Here is a 15,270-nt window from a genome sequence, read left to right as displayed (position 1 = left end):
CCCAGAACTCGCTCCGGCCCGCCTCGTCAGCCCTCCGTCTGTCCATGAGCGCCGGACGGGCTCGCGGGGCGGTCGCGATCCGGGTGGGCTACAGCAGGAAGTCGCGCGCGAGCGCCTCCGACGCACGTTCCAACAGCGGGCCCGCCTGGGCCATGGAGACCGCAGGGTCCGGTTCCAGGTCGGCGAGCGCGTACGCGCGGCTGATGCCCGCGGCGGTCAGTGCTTCCGGTGGCAGGGCGAGACGGCCGCAGACCGCCACCACCTCGATGCCCGCGGCGCGGGCGGCCGCGGCCACGCCTGCCGGGGCCTTGCCGTGGAGGGTCTGCTCGTCGAGCGACCCCTCCCCGGTGATCACCAGCGTGGCGCGCGCCAGCGCCGGGGCGAAGCCGAGGACGTCGAGCATCACCTCGATACCGGGACGGAACCGGGCGCCGAGAGCGACCAGCGCCCCGTATCCGATGCCGCCGGCCGCACCCGCCCCGGGCAGCGCAGCGTGTTCCGGGCCGAGGACGGACGCGTAGTGGGCGAGCGCGGCGTCGAGGGTCGCGATGTCCTCCTCCGTCGCGCCCTTCTGCCGGCCGTACACCTCCGGGGCACCCTTCGGGCCCGTCAGCGGGTTGTCGACGTCACTGGCGAGGATGAGGTCCACGTCGGCCATGCGCGGATCGAGGCCGGACAGGTCCGCCTCGGCCAGGTCGGCGAGCCCGCCGCCACCGGGACCGACGGGCTTGCCGTCCGCGTCCAGGAAGCGGGCCCCGAGTGCGGCCAGCATGCCCGCACCGCCGTCCGTGGTCGCGCTGCCGCCGACGCCGAACACGATCGTCCGGGCACCCGCGTCGAGCGCCGCGGCCAGCAGTTCGCCGGAGCCGTACGTCGTGGCCGTGAGCGGAGCGAACGTCCCGGCGGGGAGGTGCTGGAGGCCGGAGGCCTCGGCCATCTCCACCACCGCGGTGGTGTCGCGCAGCGCGTACGCCGCGGTCACCGGATCACCGAGCGGCCCGGTGACCAGCGCCTCACGGCGCTCGAACCCTGCGGCCACCGCCGCCGCCACCGTGCCGTCGCCACCGTCCGCCACGGGCAGGGTCTCGACCCCCACATCGGGGACGACGCGCCGCAGCCCGGCCGTCACCCGCTCCGCGACCTGCACGGCCGTGAGCGAGCCCTTGAACTTGTCCGCCGCGACGAGCACGCGTGCGGTCTCCATCACTGCTCCGTCCGCCACCTTGAATCCCTTGCTTTCGAACAGGCAGTCGCGCCGCCCCCGACCCTATCGGCAGCGCACAGCCGCTGCCCAGAGCCGTCTCACTCCGGCGCCTCCCCCACTACGCTGCCCGCGTGACCACCACTGACTACGCCACCTACATCGCGGGGCTCCCGCGGGTGCTGGCCGCCGCCGCCACCGTGTTCCGGGACGCCCGCGGGCACGTACTGCTCGTCGAGCCGAACTACCGGGAGGGCTGGGCGCTGCCCGGCGGGACCATCGAGTCCGACACCGGCGAGAGCCCCCGGCAGGCCGCGCACCGCGAGACGGTCGAGGAGATCGGTCTCGATGTGGAACCGGGGCGGCTGCTCGCGCTCGACTGGGCGCGCGGCCCGGAGCGGCCCCCGATCGCCGCGTATCTGTACGACGGCGGAGTGCTGGACGAGACCGCCCTGAAGGCGATCCGGCTGCAGGAGGAGGAACTCCTGTCCTGGGAGCTGGTCGACCGTGACGACCTCGGCCGTTATCTGCGCGACGATCTCGCGATGCGTCTGAGGGCGGCACTGGACGTGCTCGACTCGGGCGCCGGCGCGGTGGAACTGGAGGACGGCCGCCCGGTCGCCGGCTGACCCGCGGGCCCGCCCGCCTCCCGTGTGCACCGCTCGACGCGTTCAGCCGGTATTCCCGTTGTGTCCCGTTGCGTTGACGGACCGTCGGCTGATAGTCCGGTCGTCTGCTGCCGGACACCCTCGTTCATGTGTCATTGGTCCGCAGTGCACGCTCGACCGGCATCATCCGAACTCCACGACAGCGGAGGGATCATGCGCACGCACACGGGACACCTCGGCGGACTGCTGGCCACGATCGTCGCGGCGTTCGCCTGTACGGCGGTGGTCACCACGGCGTCGACCGCCACCGCGGAGCCGGCCTCGGCTCCGGCCGCACACCGCGAAGTGCCGCTGTCGGTCGACGGCGGCGCCTGGCAGTCGGGCCATGTCCAGGGCATGGCCATCGACCGCCGCAAGGGCTTCATGTACTTCTCGATGACCAACCTGCTGGTCAAGACCGATCTCAAGGGCAGGCCGGTCGGCTCGGTCACCGGCTTCACCGGCCACCTCGGCGATCTGGACTTCAACGAGAAGGACGGCAGGGTCTACGGCTCGCTGGAGTACAAGGAGGCGAAGTCCTTCTACATCGCGATCCTCGACGTCGACCGCATCACCCGGATGGACATGGACGCCGAGTCCACGGGGGTCGTCTCGACCGTCTACCTCAAGGAGGTCGTGAAGGACTTCACCGCCGACATGAACGGCGACGGCGTCTTCGACGGTGACACGGGCGATACACCCGACCACCGATACGGCTGCAGCGGCATCGACGGCGTCGCGTTCGGACCGGCGTTCGGTGACCGGCGCGGCAGTCGTGGTGAGCGCAGGCTGACGGTCGCGTACGGTGTGTACGCCAACACCAGCCGTACGGACAACGACCATCAGGTGCTGCTCCAGTACGACGTCACACGCTGGAAGAAGTACGAACGCCCGCTGACCGAGTCCGCCCCGCACACCAGCGGACCCGCCCACGTCGACGGCAAGTTCTTCGCCTACACCGGGAACACCACGTACGGCGTGCAGAACCTGGAGTACGACGGATACAGCGGCAACTGGCTGATGGCCGTCTACAAGGGCACCAAGCCCGGCTACCCGAACTACTCCGTCTTCGCGCTGGACGGTGCGAGGAAGCCGGTGCGCGGCATCGTCCGCGGGCAGCGGAAGCCGGAGCGCGGTCTGCTGCTCCCCCTGCTGCGTGCGGGGGCGCACGACGCCGCGACGGACACCTACGGGTGGCCGGCCCCGGGGCAGTACGGACAGTACGGGCTCGTCTCGCTCGACGACGGACGGTTCTACGTCGCGCGCAGCGGCACGGTCCAGGACGGCGGCGTCACCAAGCAGACCGCCCGCGCCGTGCTGAACACCTGGACCGGCGGGACCCCGTCGCCGTTCAGCCCGGTCCCGGCTTCTGCCGGGTCCACGGGATCCGGCACCGGGTGAAATGACCTCGCAGGCGGCGGCCGGTGCTGCATAGGCTCGTTCCATGACTCTCGTCGCGATCCTCAGCGGCGCCGGCATCTCCACGGACTCCGGCATCCCCGACTACCGTGGGCCCAACGGGCTCTGGCGCAAGGACCCGGAGGCCGAGAAGCTCGTCACCTACGACTTCTACATGGCCGATCCCGAGATCCGCCGCCGCTCCTGGCAGATGCGCCGTACCAGCGCGACCTGGGGCGCGGAGCCGAACGCGGCCCACCGCGCGGTGGCGGAGCTGGAGCGGTCCGGCGCCCCGGTGCGGGTCATCACCCAGAACGTCGACGGTCTGCATCAGCTCGCCGGTCTCCCCGCCCGCAAGGTCCTCGAACTGCACGGAACCGCGCGCGAGACGGTCTGCACCCGCTGCCGTGCCCGCTCCCCGATGGCCGAGGCGCTGGCCCGGGTCGAGGCGGGCGAGGCAGACCCGCCGTGCCCGGCCTGCGGAGGCATTCTGAAGTCGGCGACGGTCATGTTCGGTGAGCGGCTCGATCCGGTGGTGCTCGGTGAGGCGATGTCGATCGCCAAGGCGTGCGAGGTGTTCATCGCGGTGGGTACGACGCTGCAGGTACAGCCCGCCGCCTCGCTGGCCGGGATCGCGGTGGACAACGGGGCGCGGCTGATCGTGGTGAACGCGGAGCCCACGCCGTACGACGAACTGGCCGACGAGACCATCCGCGAGCCCATCGGCACGGCGCTGCCGGTGCTGCTGAAACGGCTGACCGCCACTTCGGGCCCGAGCGTGGGCCCCTGCGGAACGGACTCACCGGCCTGAGCACGGGTGCGGCCGAAAGATGACGCCAGTTGGACGTGAACGGGGCCGACGAAGTGGCGGAGCTGCTCGTGAAGTCCGGGTTCCGTGACAGGCCCGGCTGGTCCGTGAGGCGGACGCGAGGGAGAGCCCCCCGCATGCCTTCCTGCTGATGGTCGAGCCCGTGGCGGTCCGGTGGAGCCGGTGCACCTCCCCCGGTCACAGCACCGGGGCACCGCCTCGTCGCCCGTCGGACGGCCCTCAGTGATCGAGTTCCTGCTGTACGCGGCGAGAGGGACGGAACGTGTACAGGTCGAGGATCTCGGGCGGGTCCACCAGGCCGGGGCCGCCCGCCTCGACCCACGCGGCGATGTCCCGCACGGCATCCTGGTCATTGACCAGCCCGAGCCAGACCGGCCGGCCGCCCGCCCTGCGCCCCTGTGCCGAGGGCTGTACGACGACGACGTCGGCCTGCTCACAGGCGTCCAGGCACTCCACAGCTCGGACCGTGGCCGTTTCGCCGAGCGTGCGGCGCAGCTCGGCGAGCTGAGCGGCGTGGTCCACATCCGGGATCTTCGGTGCTCCGCAGCAGCAGCCGCGGCAGACACTGACGGTGGGCCGGGGCGTGCCCTGGGCGGGGACGGCCTTGCGGGCGCGGCGGCTCATGCGGGGGCACTTCCGGTGCGGGCGCGGATGATCACCGTGGGACTGTATCGATCCCCGCCTCCGGATCGAACACCTGCACTGCGCCGTCGGCCGGTGCGGTACTGTTGATGGCTGCGAAGGGGAGTAGCCCCGCAAACCGGTCGTCGACACACTGGAGCCCTCGGGTTCCCGGTGGCCGGGCCCGTAGAACGGTACGGGCGGGCGAGACCTTCGGTCAGGTATGACAGGCCCGCGCCCCGTGGGCGCTGACGTCATGCCGGGCCGAGTGGTCCTCCGAAAGCCCGCATGGCGCTTCGCGAAGGCCCGGGGCCCGGCTCTCACAGAAAGCCACCCGGAATGCACCTCGACCCCCTGGCGATCCTCACCGCCTTCGGGCTGATCTTTCTCGCGGAACTCCCCGACAAGACGATGTTCGCGTCGCTTGCCATGGGCACCCGCATGCGTCCGCTGTACGTCTGGTTCGGCACGTCGTCCGCGTTCATCGTGCACGTCGCCATCGCCGTCGGGGCGGGCAGCCTGATCGGAATGCTGCCCGGCTGGATCGTCAAGCTCGTCTCGGCTTCCCTCTTCGCGTTCGGGGCGTTCATGCTGCTGCGCAACGGCGGCGGCGAAGACGAGGAGGAAGGCGGCACCAAGACGGTGACCGGCTTCTGGCCGGTCTACTCGACCGCGTTCATGGCGGTCTTCATCAGCGAGTGGGGCGACCTCACCCAGATCACCACGGCCAACCTGGCCGCGAGCAACGGCACCTGGTCCACGGCCATCGGGTCCGCCGCCGCCCTGATGTCCGTCTCGGCGCTGGCGCTGCTCGCGGGGCAGTTCATCGCGAAGCGGGTGCCGCTCAAGACGGTTCAGCGGATCGGCGGGCTCTGCATGCTGGGACTGGCGATCTGGACACTGGTGGAGATCTTCATCGGCTGACGTACTCGCCGCATCGGTCCGCTCCAGCCCGGCTTGAGGACGGGCTCGGTCCGCCGAGCCCGTCCTCGCGTTTCCGGACCTGTCCTCGCGCTTCCGGACCCGTCCTCGCACTTCTTCGGGTGGGCGCCGTCACACGGCGTGGGCGCCGTCACGTGCTGCCGGTGTCAGAAGAGCGCTGGGATGGAGTCCTGCGTGCCGTTCTCGAAGGCCAGCAGCCGCTGCTTGCGGTCGAGTCCACCGCCGTAGCCGGTGAGGCTGCCCGAGGCGCCGATGACGCGGTGGCAGGGGACGATGATGCCCACCGGGTTCTTGCCGTTGGCGAGGCCCACCGCACGTGAGGCGCCGGGTTTGCCGAGGAGCTCGGCCAGTTCGCCGTACGAGCGGGTCTCGCCGTACGGAATCAGCTGGAGCTGCGCCCATACGCTGCGCTGGAACGGGGTGCCGTCCAGACGCAGTGGCAGGTCGAACTCGCGCAGTTCCCCGGCGAAGTAGGCGTCCAGCTGGCGGATCGTCTCCGTGAAGGCGCACGGGTCGGGGTCGCCGAAGGTCTCCTCGGGCGGGCGGTGCCGCTGATCGGTCATGTAGAGGCCCGCGAGGACGCCGTCGGTGGCGACGAGGGTGAGCGGACCGTACGGGCTGTCGACGACCGTGTGCCGCCGGGTCGCCTCGCGCGTATGCGTCGCGGTCATGGATGGACTTCCCAACTTGCTTATACGGGCAGGTGGTTGATGGGGTGATCATCCACGGTCCAAAGATACTGGACCGCGTACGCCCGCCAGGGCCGCCAGGCGGCCGCGCGGGCGGTGAGTGCCGCCGGCGTCGACGGGAGGCCGAGTTCCCCGGCCGCGCGCCGGATGCCGAGATCGGTGGGGAGGAAGGCGTCCGGGTCGCCGAGCGCCCGCATCGCGATCACGTCGACGGTCCAGGGTCCGAAGCCGGGAAGGGCGGCCAGTTCGACCCGGGCCTTCTCCCAGTCGCTGTCGGTACCGAGCCGCAGTGTGCCGTCGGCCAGTGCGGTGACCAGCGTGGTGAGGGTGGTGCGACGGCTGCGCGGCAGGGCGAGTTGTTCGGGGTCGAGCCCGGCGAGGGCCTCGGGCGTCGGGAAGAGATGGGTGAGGCCGCCCTCCGGGTCGTCGACCGGGAGGCCGTGCGCGGTGACCAGCCGGGCCGCGTGGGTGCGGGCGGCGGCGGTCGAGACCTGCTGGCCGAGCACCGCCCGTACGGCGAACTCCGCACCGTCGACGGTACGCGGCACCCGTCGGCCCGGGGCCTTGTCGACCAGGGGGGCGAGCGATGGATCGGAGCGCAGTTGGTCGTCGACGGCCACCGGGTCGGCGTCCAGGTCGAGCAGCCAGCGGCAGCGGCTGATCGCGAGGGTGAGATCGCGTGGATCGGTGAGGAGGAGCCGACAGCCGATGTGGTCGGGGTGCGGGGTGAGGGCGACGAGGCCGTGCCCGTACCTGAGGGTGAGCGTGCGGCGGTAGCCGCCGTCGCGCCACTCCTCGACACCGGGGACCGCGGTCGCGGCGAGGTGACCGAAGAGGTTGGTGGGGTTGAGCGGGGCCCGGTACGGCAGCCGCAGCGCTATCACGCCGGGTGTGGGCGACGGTGTCGCGGACCTGGCGGCACGGCTGCGCAGTTCGCCCGGGGCGAGCGCGAAGACCTCACGGACGGTGTCGTTGAAGGTGCGGATCGAGGAGAACCCGGCGGCGAAGGCGACCTCGGCCATGGGGAGGCCGGTCGTCTCGATGAGCAGCCGCGCGGTCTGGGCCCGCTGCGCGCGGGCCAGGGCGAGCGGGCCGGCGCCCAGCTCGGCGAGCAACTGGCGCTCGATCTGCCGTGCGGAGTAGCCCAGCCGGGCCGCGAGTCCGGGGACGCCCTCACGGTCGACCACACCGTCCCGGATCAGCCGCATCGCGCGGGCGACGGAGTCGGCGCGCACGTTCCACTCCGGGGAGCCGGGGGTGGTGTCGGGCCGGCAGCGCTTGCAGGCCCGGAATCCGGCCTGCTGACAGGCGGCGGCGCTGGGGTAGAAGGTCATGTTCTCGACCTTGGGCGGTACGACAGGGCAGCTGGGACGGCAGTAGATGCGGGTGGTCAGGACCGCTGTGAAGAACCAGCCGTCAAAGCGGGCGTCCTTGGACTGGACGGCCCGCACGCAGCGCGCGGTGTCGGTGTGCATGGTTCAAGGATCGGTCACCGGCCACCTGCGGGCTGGCGAAAATCCGACATCAACCTTGCACGGCCAGCACCTCTTCGAATTCGGCGTTTCGCGAATGAACATGAATGAACACAACTGAATGCGAGTGAATGCGAATCAACGCGAATGAATACGACCGAGTACCGATCACTCTTGAGCAGAATGATCCACAGGGCGATCAATAAGCATGAGCAGCGCCCTTATGACTCCCTCCCGGTCCCCGGCCCCAGCGTTCCCGTCGCCATTGCAGGACGGGCAGTCGAGTGCGGAGCACTCCCCGCAACTTGATAATGAGATCCATTTTCATGTACCTTCGAGCAGTGGTCGCAGCCACGGCACTGCCCGACCCGGTACGTACGACACGGGCCCGCAACGCTCACAGCTCCACGGCCACACAGACACACAGCCCCGGTCAGCCGATTCGGCCACCGGGGCTGCGCCATGTCACACCTTCGATGTCCCGCCATGTCACATCACCAGGGCCGTGCCATGTCACATCACCAGGCCCCTGTCATGTCACACCTTCACGCGGCTCGCCGCCGCAGCAGGGACGGCGCCGCGAACGGCCACCGAAGGGCGACTCCATCCGGGCCGGGCGACGGGCCGGCCGCACCCCTCCTGCCGGAGATCGCGACCGGCCACCTCCGCCGACGGACGCCTCACCAGGAGGACTTGGTGACTCCGGGGAGGAATCCGGCATGGGCCTGCTCACGTATGCGCACGCGGGAGAGACCGAACTTCCGCAGGTGTCCGCGCGGCCGTCCGTCCACGCCGTCACGGTTTCGCACCCGGGTCGCGCCGGCATCACGCGGCTGGCACCGGAGCTCATCCACGGCGGCGCGGCGCTCGGCATCCGTCGAGGACGGACGGCGGGCGATCTCCTTCAACTCGGCGCGACGGGCGGCGTACCGCTCGACGATCACCTTGCGCTTCTCGTTCTGCGCGATCTTGCTCTTCCTGTCCATCAGACCCTCACTCCCCTGGCACGGATCCGGGTGACGGCCGCCTCGATCCCGATGCCGTCGATCGTCCTGATCGCCTTGGCGCTGAGCCTCAGCCGGACGTTGCGGCCCTCACTCGGCAGCCAGTACCTCTTGCGCTGGATGTTGGGGTCGAACCGACGCGAAGTACGCCGATGCGAGTGGGAGATGTTGTTGCCGAACCCCGGCCGGGCGCCGGTCAGTTGGCAGTGGGCGGGCATGGCGTCACCTGCTCTCCACGGCGAACCGCGTATTGGAAATGGAAATCATTGCCATATAGTAGCGCCATGGCACGCAACGAACTACGCCCGGTCGTCAAGCTCCGCTCCACCGCGGGGACCGGCTACACCTACGTCACCCGCAAGAACCGCCGGAACGATCCCGAGCGCATGGTTCTGCGCAAGTACGACCCGGTCGCCCGCAAGCACGTCGACTTCCGCGAAGAGCGCTGACCGCTCCCCCGCCCGAACCAGAAGGACGCCTCATGAAGCCCGGAATCCACCCCGCGTACGGCCCCGTCGTCTTCCGCGACAAGGCCGCCGGCTCCGCCTTCCTCACCCGTTCCACCGCGACCAGCGACAAGACCGTCGAGTGGGAGGACGGCAACACCTACCCCGTCGTCGATGTCGAGATCTCCTCCGCGAGCCACCCCTTCTACACGGGCACCGCCCGTGTGCTGGACACCGCCGGCCGCGTCGAGCGGTTCGAGCGCCGCTACGGCCGCCGCGAGGCGAACTGATGCGAGACCAGTCGCGGTTGCCCGTCGTGATCGTGGGTGGGCTCCACTCCGATGCCCGCAAGGAGGTCGTGGAGGGACTGCTGCGCACCGTCCCCGGCAGCGTCGCCCTCCATCACGATCTGGCCACCGCCGCCGAAGGCACCGTACGGCGCGTCGTGCGGGACGTGTCGGGTGAGCTGTCCCGCGGTGACGCCCCGCTCGTCAACGACTGCGCCTGCTGTGCGCTGCGCGAGGACCTGGTCCCCGAGCTGGAGCGGCTGGCCGACAGCGGTTCGGCCAGGCTGGCGATCGTCGAGCTGTGGGACTCCGTCGAACCGAGGGCGATGGCCGAGGTCGTCGTCGCGCACGGCGCTCACGTACTGGAACTCACCAATGTCGTGACCGCCGTCGACCCCGCGCTCGTGCTGCCCTGCCTGGGGAACGGCGACGACCTGGCCGAGGCGGGGCTCGCCGCAGCCGCCACCGACCAGCGAACCGTGGGTGACACCTGGGCGCGACAGCTGGAGTACGCGCCCGTGCTCGCTCTCGTCGACAGCGAAGCGGCCGACGACGAGGACCGCGCGCTGCTCACCCAGCTCCACCCGACCGCGCGTCAGGTGCCCGCCGGTTCGGGCGAACTCGGCCAACTGGCCTTCGCCGGCTTCGACGTGGAGACGGCCGCCGCTGCCCAGCACCCCGCCTGCGCCCTGCTGCCGCAGGAGGCGGACCAGGCCGGGGTCGCCACGCTCGTCTGGCGTCGCCGCCGTCCCTTCCACCCCGAGCGGCTCTTCCAGGCGCTGGAGGATCTGTGCTGCGCGGCCGCACGCAGCCGTGGCCGGTTCTGGCTCGCCGACCGTCCCGACACCCTGCTGGCCTGGGACGCCGCCGGTGGTGCGCTCTGTGTGGAGAACGCCGGCCCATGGCTGGCCTCCCTGCCGGACGCGGCCTGGGACCTGGTGCCCCCGATGCGCAGGGCGGCGGCCTCGCTCGACTGGGACCCCGAGCAGGGTGACCGCTGCCAGCACCTCGTCTTCACTTCCCCGGGCCTCGATCGCGACGGGCTGGCCCGACTCCTCGAATCCTGTCTGCTCACCGACACCGAATACGCCGCGGGGCCGGAGGCGTGGAAACGGCTTCCAGCCCCCTTCGACTCGCTCCTCGATCCGGTCTCCTGACCGTCCTTCACCTGCGTGCGGCTCTGCGGCCGCTCCCCTCGCAGCTCACCTCCAAGGAATGCCCATGGCACGACGCACCGACCCCCACAAGCCGTTGAAGTCCCGCCCCAATCCGCTGGACACGGCCGGAATCACCTACATCGACTACAAGGACACCGACCTGCTGCGGAAGTTCATCTCGGACCGCGGCAAGATCCGCAGCCGTCGCGTCACCCGGGTGACCGCCCAGCAGCAGCGGCAGCTCGCGCGGGCGATCAGGAACGCTCGCGAGATGGCCCTGCTGCCCTACGCCCACCGGTGACCACACGCGCCGCGTGCGTTCGGCGGGCCCCCCGGCCCATCGGACGCACGCGGCGTCCAGGTGTCCGGTTCTCGTGAGCGCCGCGCCGGGCAGAAGGACCCTGGGTCGTTCGGTGAACCGGGCGCCAGTGTTCGGGTTCCATCCGTCTGGGTTCGTCAGGGTTGTCCCACCACACGCAGCCCCGGATGACACCGGGCACGTCACCGCCGACGGATTCTTCGACCGCCTGGTGCGCGGAGTTGCCCCGTCCCTGGACAGCTCGCCACTCCGCTGGGCCGCCGCCCGGTCGCTTGCCGGGTGGCGGCCTCGGAGCTGCGAGGATCCAGGCCTTGCGATGCTCAGGCCGCCCGCAAGCGCCTCCAGACCGCCTTCGCCGCGTGGTGGCCGGACATGCCGTGCACCCCCGGGCCGGGCGGAGTGGCCGAGGAGCACAGGAACACCGCCGGGTGCGCGGTCGCGTACGGCACGCGCGCGAGCTTCGGCCGGATCACCGTCTGGAGGCCGGCGTACGCTCCGCACGCGATGTCGCCGCCGACGTAATTGGCGTTGCGCAGGGCCAGTTGGGGCGGCCCCGCGACCGCTCGGGCGAGCACCAGGTCGCGGAAGCCGGGGGCGAAGCGCTCCAGTTGCCGCTCGATGACGTCGGTGGCATCGCCTTCCCAGCCTGCCGGAACATGTCCGTAGGCCCAGAAGACATGACGGCCCTCGGGTGCGCGGGACGGATCGACCAGGCTGGGCTGAGCGGTGATCAGGAACGGGACGCTGGGGTCGCGGCCGGCCACCGCGGCGCTCAGCGCGGCGTCGATCTCACCGGCCGTGGGGCCGATGTGGACCGTTCCGGCCCGGCGGGCCTCCTTCGCGGTCCAGGGGACGGGCCCCGAGAGCGCGTAGTCGATCTTGAAGCAGGAAGCCCCGTACCGATAGCCGCGATAGGCGTTGCCCAGCCCCGCGATACGCGCGAGGGCGGTCGGCGAGGTGTCGAAGATGTAGGCGCGGGCGGGCGGGAGCTCGTCGAGGCGCTTGACCTCCGTACCGGTACGGATCGTGCCGCCCTGTTCGCGCAGGTACGAGGCAAGGGCGTCGGAGATGGCCTGCGATCCGCCGCGCGGCACCGGCCAGCCCTTCTCGTGCGCGGCGAGGGCGAAGAGCAGGGCGATCCCTCCGGTGGCCACGCCGCTGACGGGGGCTATGGCATGGGCGCCGAGCCCGGCGATCAGACCGCGTGCCCTCGCGCCGCGAAAGCGGCGGGAGAGCAGCGTCGCGGGCTGGAGCGCGTCGAGACCGAAGCGCACCCAGCGGTACGGATCACGGGGCAGCCCGTCCCACGGAGTGCGCAGGAAGTCCTCGGCGAGGGTGTCCCAGTGACCGAGGAACGGGGCGACGAGCCTGCGGTAGGCCCCCGCGTCCTGAGCGCCCAGCGACATGGCGCTCTCTCCCACCGACCCGGTGAGCACGGCGGCCGAGCCGTCCGGAAAGGGGTGGGCGAGCGCCAGCTCGGGCTGGAGCCACTCCAGGCCGTGCCGGGCCAGCGGCATCGCGTTGAACGCGGGCGAGCCGATGCCCAGCGGGTGGACGGCGGAACAGGGGTCGTGACGGAAGCCGGGGAGCGTGAGCTCTTCGGTACGGGCACCGCCCCCGACGGTCTCGGCCGCCTCGAAGACCTCCACGGCGAAGCCACGGCGAGCCAATTCGGCTGCGGCGGTCAGTCCGTTGGGCCCCGCCCCCACGACGACAGCATCAAGCATCGACGGCACCTTCGGACTCCTTCGTCAGCCGACGGCCAGGACACCCAGGATATTCCGAGGCGCCGACAGCGACGTCGCGGGTAGGGTCGCCGCTCGATGAACACACCGAACTCTTCCTCGCCGCCCCGCCGTCCGTCCCACCCGCACCGCGCGTCGCACGACCGGGAACCGGAGGTCCGGCCATGATCGCCGAACTGCAGTGCGTGGTGCTCGACTGTCCCGATCCCGCACGCCTCGCCGAGTTCTACCACCACCTGCTCGGCGGAGAGGTCGATCGGCCGGACCCTCGGTGGGCAGTGGGTGACGGATGGGCGACGCTCCACACGACCGCCGGGCTGGTCCTCGCCTTCCAGCAGGTGGCGGACCACCGGCCGCCTCGATGGCCGGACCCGGCGCACCCTCAGCAGTTCCATCTGGACTTCGGTGTCCCGGATCTGGACGCGGCGCAGAGCCGGGTCGTGGCGGCGGGAGCGACGGTCCTCGACGACGGTGCCGGGTCGGGGCGGCCGTGGCGGATCTACGCGGACCCGGCGGGGCATCCGTTCTGCCTGGTCAGGCACGGTATCGGCGCGGTGTGACCGTACCTCGGGCCCTCAGTCCCGCTGGATGGCCGTGAGGCAGCGGGCCAGCAGACCCCGCAGGACTTCCCGTTCCTGCGGGGTGAACTCGTCGGCCAGGCGGCGTTCGATCCGTACCGCCCGCTCGTCGGCGCGCCGGAGCGTTTCGTGGCCCGCTTCGGTGAGACGGGTCTCCAGCATCTTCTGGTGCCGCTGGTGTGCCGAGCGGACCACCAGACCGCGTTCGTCCAGATGTTTCAGCACCGCCGCCATGGCCTGCGGGGTGACCAGGCAGGTACGCGCCAACGCGGCACCCGAGATGCCGGGGTTGTCGGCGAGCGCGAACAGCGCCGCGTACTGCGCGACGGTGAGTCCCGTGCCCTTGAGCGCCGCGCTCACACGGATACTCCATCGGCCTCCATGTTCCACGAGACCGCGTTCCACCAGGACGCGTGCCATCGAGAGGTGTTCCGCAAGGCCGTCCTGATCACCGGATCCACTCAGGGGCTGGGCCGGCACATCGCACTCGACCTGGCCCGCCGGGGTGCGACGCTGCTGCTGCACGGCAGGGACCGCGCACGGCTGGACGAGGCCGCCGCCGAGGCGCGTGCGGCAGGGGCCGGGGCCGTCGTACGCACGTATCTCGCCGATCTGGCCGACCTGGACCAGGTCCGGATCATGGCTGCCCGGATCCGCGACGCCGAGCCCCGGCTCGACGTCCTCGTCAGCAACGCCGCGATCGGCGGCGGCGCCACTCCGCTCCGCCGCGAGGTGACCCGCCAGGGCCATGAACTCCGTTTCGCTGTCAATTTTCTGACGCCGCGGCTGCTGACGCGTGAGCTGTTGCCCCAGCTCACCGCGTCCGCGCCCGCACGTGTCGTCGATCTGGCCTCGATGGGCCAGGCACCCGTCGACTTCGACGACGTCATGATGGAGCGTGGCTACGAGGGCCTATGACTCCGCCGGAAGCGCGGCGGCCGACCGGACGGCGGCCGACCGGGCGTCGCGCCGGTCGGGCGTCGCGCCGGTCGGGCAGCACACCCGTCGGACAGCGCCGCGGCCAGACAGTACCGGGGGCGGGCAGCGCTCCGGTCAGTCAGTTCCCGGGTCGGGCAGCTCTCCGGTCAGGCTTCGCTGCGCAGTGCCTGAAGGATGTGCTCGACGGTCGCCGCGTCGCGGGCCGCCGTGAACGGCAAGGTGTTGCCGCCGGTGACCCTGAACGGGGCGCCGGAGAGCGTGGCCTGGGCGCCACCCGCCTCGGTGACCAGGAGCAGCCCCGCCGCGTGGTCCCAGGCGTACTCCCAGTTGAAGGCGACCGCGTCCTGGTCGCCGCGCGCGACGGCGAGGTATTCGAGACCGGCCGAGCCGCAGGGGCGGGCGTCTATGCCCTCCACGCGCAGGCCGAGCAGGGCACGCTTCTGGGCATCCGTGGTGTAGTCGGGGTGCGACATGGCCACGCGCAGCACGGCGCCGGGTGCGGGCGAGCCGGAACGGATCGGCTCGCCGTTGAGCGTGGCGCCGCGGCCACGGACCGCGACCGCCATGTCGTCGAGCGCCGCCGCGTACGTCCAGGAGGCGAGGAGCTCGCCACGGTGGGCCAGCGCGACCAGGGTGCAGAAGCCCGGTTCGCCCCGGACGAACTGGCGGGTGCCGTCGACCGGGTCGACGATCCACACCGGTGCGTCGCCGCCCAGGGCGTCGTACACCTTCGGATCTGCGTGGACCGCCTCCTCACCGACGACCACCGAGCCGGGCAGGAGCCGGGTCAGGGAGACGGTGAGGCGTTCCTCGGCGAGGCGGTCGGCGGCGGTGACGAGGTCGTGCGGGCCACTCTTCTCGACGATCTCGTGCGCGGCGAGCTGCCGGTAGCGCGGCATGATCTCGGCGGCGGCCGCTGCGCGGACCGCCGCCTCGACCTCGGTCGGGCGCCCGGCGCCCCCGGTGTTCTCAGCGAGAAAGTCATCGATCACGACA

Annotated in this window: 18 protein-coding genes and 1 pseudogene; 10 read left to right on the top strand and 9 right to left on the bottom strand. The window is 71.3% G+C overall.

The window, feature by feature from the left end:
* Window positions 1-88 precede the first annotated feature (88 nt).
* A complete protein-coding gene (locus ABZ826_RS20730) occupies window positions 89-1,204 on the bottom strand; it encodes a glycerate kinase (RefSeq protein ID WP_361450022.1) in 1,116 nt (371 codons plus the stop codon).
* Between the two features lie 131 nt (window positions 1,205-1,335).
* Here ABZ826_RS20730 and ABZ826_RS20725 point away from each other — a divergent pair, with 131 nt between their 5' ends.
* The 3 genes from ABZ826_RS20725 (at window position 1,336) to ABZ826_RS20715 (ending at window position 4,057) form a co-directional block, all read left to right on the top strand.
* On the top strand, window positions 1,336-1,830 hold the full coding sequence (locus tag ABZ826_RS20725; protein WP_361450019.1) for an NUDIX hydrolase: 495 nt from the start codon (window positions 1,336-1,338) through the stop codon (window positions 1,828-1,830).
* Between the two features lie 192 nt (window positions 1,831-2,022).
* Window positions 2,023-3,249 (top strand): hypothetical protein, encoded by a 1,227-nt coding sequence (locus tag ABZ826_RS20720; protein WP_361450016.1) that lies wholly within the window; start codon window positions 2,023-2,025, stop codon window positions 3,247-3,249.
* Window positions 3,250-3,292: 43 nt separating this feature from the next.
* Window positions 3,293-4,057 carry a Sir2 family NAD-dependent protein deacetylase gene (locus ABZ826_RS20715; protein ID WP_361450013.1) on the top strand — a complete coding sequence of 255 codons (765 nt, stop codon included), beginning with the start codon at window positions 3,293-3,295 and terminating at the stop codon, window positions 4,055-4,057.
* Window positions 4,058-4,294: 237 nt separating this feature from the next.
* Here the strand turns inward: ABZ826_RS20715 and ABZ826_RS20710 are convergent, their stop codons facing one another.
* Window positions 4,295-4,699, bottom strand: a complete 405-nt coding sequence (locus ABZ826_RS20710) for a (2Fe-2S) ferredoxin domain-containing protein (protein ID WP_361450010.1) — start codon at window positions 4,697-4,699, stop codon at window positions 4,295-4,297.
* A 336-nt stretch (window positions 4,700-5,035) separates the two neighbouring features.
* Here ABZ826_RS20710 and ABZ826_RS20705 point away from each other — a divergent pair, with 336 nt between their 5' ends.
* Window positions 5,036-5,620, top strand: a complete 585-nt coding sequence (locus ABZ826_RS20705; RefSeq protein WP_361450007.1) for a TMEM165/GDT1 family protein — start codon at window positions 5,036-5,038, stop codon at window positions 5,618-5,620.
* Between the two features lie 164 nt (window positions 5,621-5,784).
* Here ABZ826_RS20705 and ABZ826_RS20700 read toward each other — a convergent pair whose 3' ends face one another.
* From ABZ826_RS20700 to rpmB, 4 genes are all read right to left on the bottom strand, one after another.
* Window positions 5,785-6,309 carry a methylated-DNA--[protein]-cysteine S-methyltransferase gene (locus tag ABZ826_RS20700; protein ID WP_361450004.1) on the bottom strand — a complete coding sequence of 175 codons (525 nt, stop codon included), beginning with the start codon at window positions 6,307-6,309 and terminating at the stop codon, window positions 5,785-5,787.
* Between the two features lie 20 nt (window positions 6,310-6,329).
* On the bottom strand, window positions 6,330-7,802 hold the full coding sequence (locus tag ABZ826_RS20695) for an AlkA N-terminal domain-containing protein (protein ID WP_361450001.1): 1,473 nt from the start codon (window positions 7,800-7,802) through the stop codon (window positions 6,330-6,332).
* 677 nt (window positions 7,803-8,479) lie between these two features.
* A complete protein-coding gene (rpsN, locus tag ABZ826_RS20690; RefSeq protein ID WP_361449998.1) occupies window positions 8,480-8,785 on the bottom strand; it encodes a 30S ribosomal protein S14 in 306 nt (101 codons plus the stop codon).
* Window positions 8,785-9,021, bottom strand: a complete 237-nt coding sequence (rpmB, locus tag ABZ826_RS20685) for a 50S ribosomal protein L28 (RefSeq protein WP_361449995.1) — start codon at window positions 9,019-9,021, stop codon at window positions 8,785-8,787. The genes rpsN and rpmB overlap by 1 nt, the downstream gene beginning before the upstream one ends.
* Before the next feature lie 66 nt (window positions 9,022-9,087).
* Here rpmB and rpmG point away from each other — a divergent pair, with 66 nt between their 5' ends.
* The 4 genes from rpmG to rpsR all read left to right on the top strand — a co-directional run bounded on the left by rpmG (window position 9,088) and on the right by rpsR (window position 10,994).
* The gene (rpmG, locus tag ABZ826_RS20680; protein WP_327371185.1) at window positions 9,088-9,252 is read left to right on the top strand and encodes a 50S ribosomal protein L33; all 165 of its coding nucleotides are present in this window, start codon (window positions 9,088-9,090) and stop codon (window positions 9,250-9,252) included.
* Between the two features lie 32 nt (window positions 9,253-9,284).
* Window positions 9,285-9,539, top strand: a complete 255-nt coding sequence (locus ABZ826_RS20675; RefSeq protein WP_361449992.1) for a type B 50S ribosomal protein L31 — start codon at window positions 9,285-9,287, stop codon at window positions 9,537-9,539.
* Window positions 9,539-10,693: a GTP-binding protein gene (locus ABZ826_RS20670; protein ID WP_361449989.1), complete on the top strand. Its 1,155-nt coding sequence runs from the start codon at window positions 9,539-9,541 to the stop codon at window positions 10,691-10,693. The genes ABZ826_RS20675 and ABZ826_RS20670 overlap by 1 nt, the downstream gene beginning before the upstream one ends.
* 64 nt (window positions 10,694-10,757) lie before the next feature.
* The gene (rpsR, locus tag ABZ826_RS20665; protein WP_361449986.1) at window positions 10,758-10,994 is read left to right on the top strand and encodes a 30S ribosomal protein S18; all 237 of its coding nucleotides are present in this window, start codon (window positions 10,758-10,760) and stop codon (window positions 10,992-10,994) included.
* Window positions 10,995-11,332: 338 nt separating this feature from the next.
* Here the strand turns inward: rpsR and ABZ826_RS20660 are convergent, their stop codons facing one another.
* Window positions 11,333-12,748 (bottom strand): NAD(P)/FAD-dependent oxidoreductase, encoded by a 1,416-nt coding sequence (locus ABZ826_RS20660; RefSeq protein WP_361449983.1) that lies wholly within the window; start codon window positions 12,746-12,748, stop codon window positions 11,333-11,335.
* A gap of 173 nt (window positions 12,749-12,921) precedes the next feature.
* Between ABZ826_RS20660 and ABZ826_RS20655 the strand changes: the two genes are divergently transcribed.
* Window positions 12,922-13,317 (top strand): VOC family protein, encoded by a 396-nt coding sequence (locus ABZ826_RS20655; protein ID WP_361449980.1) that lies wholly within the window; start codon window positions 12,922-12,924, stop codon window positions 13,315-13,317.
* A 15-nt stretch (window positions 13,318-13,332) separates the two neighbouring features.
* Here ABZ826_RS20655 and ABZ826_RS20650 read toward each other — a convergent pair whose 3' ends face one another.
* Window positions 13,333-13,695 (bottom strand): MarR family transcriptional regulator, encoded by a 363-nt coding sequence (locus ABZ826_RS20650; protein ID WP_361449977.1) that lies wholly within the window; start codon window positions 13,693-13,695, stop codon window positions 13,333-13,335.
* 21 nt (window positions 13,696-13,716) lie between these two features.
* On the opposite strand from ABZ826_RS20650, the pseudogene ABZ826_RS20645 reads away from it, so the two are divergent.
* Window positions 13,717-14,250 (top strand): annotated as a pseudogene (locus tag ABZ826_RS20645) (SDR family NAD(P)-dependent oxidoreductase); the annotation flags it as partial.
* Between the two features lie 170 nt (window positions 14,251-14,420).
* On the opposite strand, the gene ABZ826_RS20640 reads toward ABZ826_RS20645, so the two are convergent.
* Window positions 14,421-15,266, bottom strand: a complete 846-nt coding sequence (locus tag ABZ826_RS20640) for an inositol monophosphatase family protein (protein ID WP_361449974.1) — start codon at window positions 15,264-15,266, stop codon at window positions 14,421-14,423.
* Window positions 15,267-15,270 lie beyond the last annotated feature (4 nt).

Origin of the sequence: Streptomyces sp. NPDC047515, from assembly GCF_040643055.1 — a bacterium.
Taxonomy (GTDB): Bacteria; Actinomycetota; Actinomycetes; order Streptomycetales; family Streptomycetaceae; genus Streptomyces.
The sequence above is the reverse complement of the archived record's forward strand: the minus strand, read 5'-3'. Positions and strand labels throughout refer to the sequence as shown.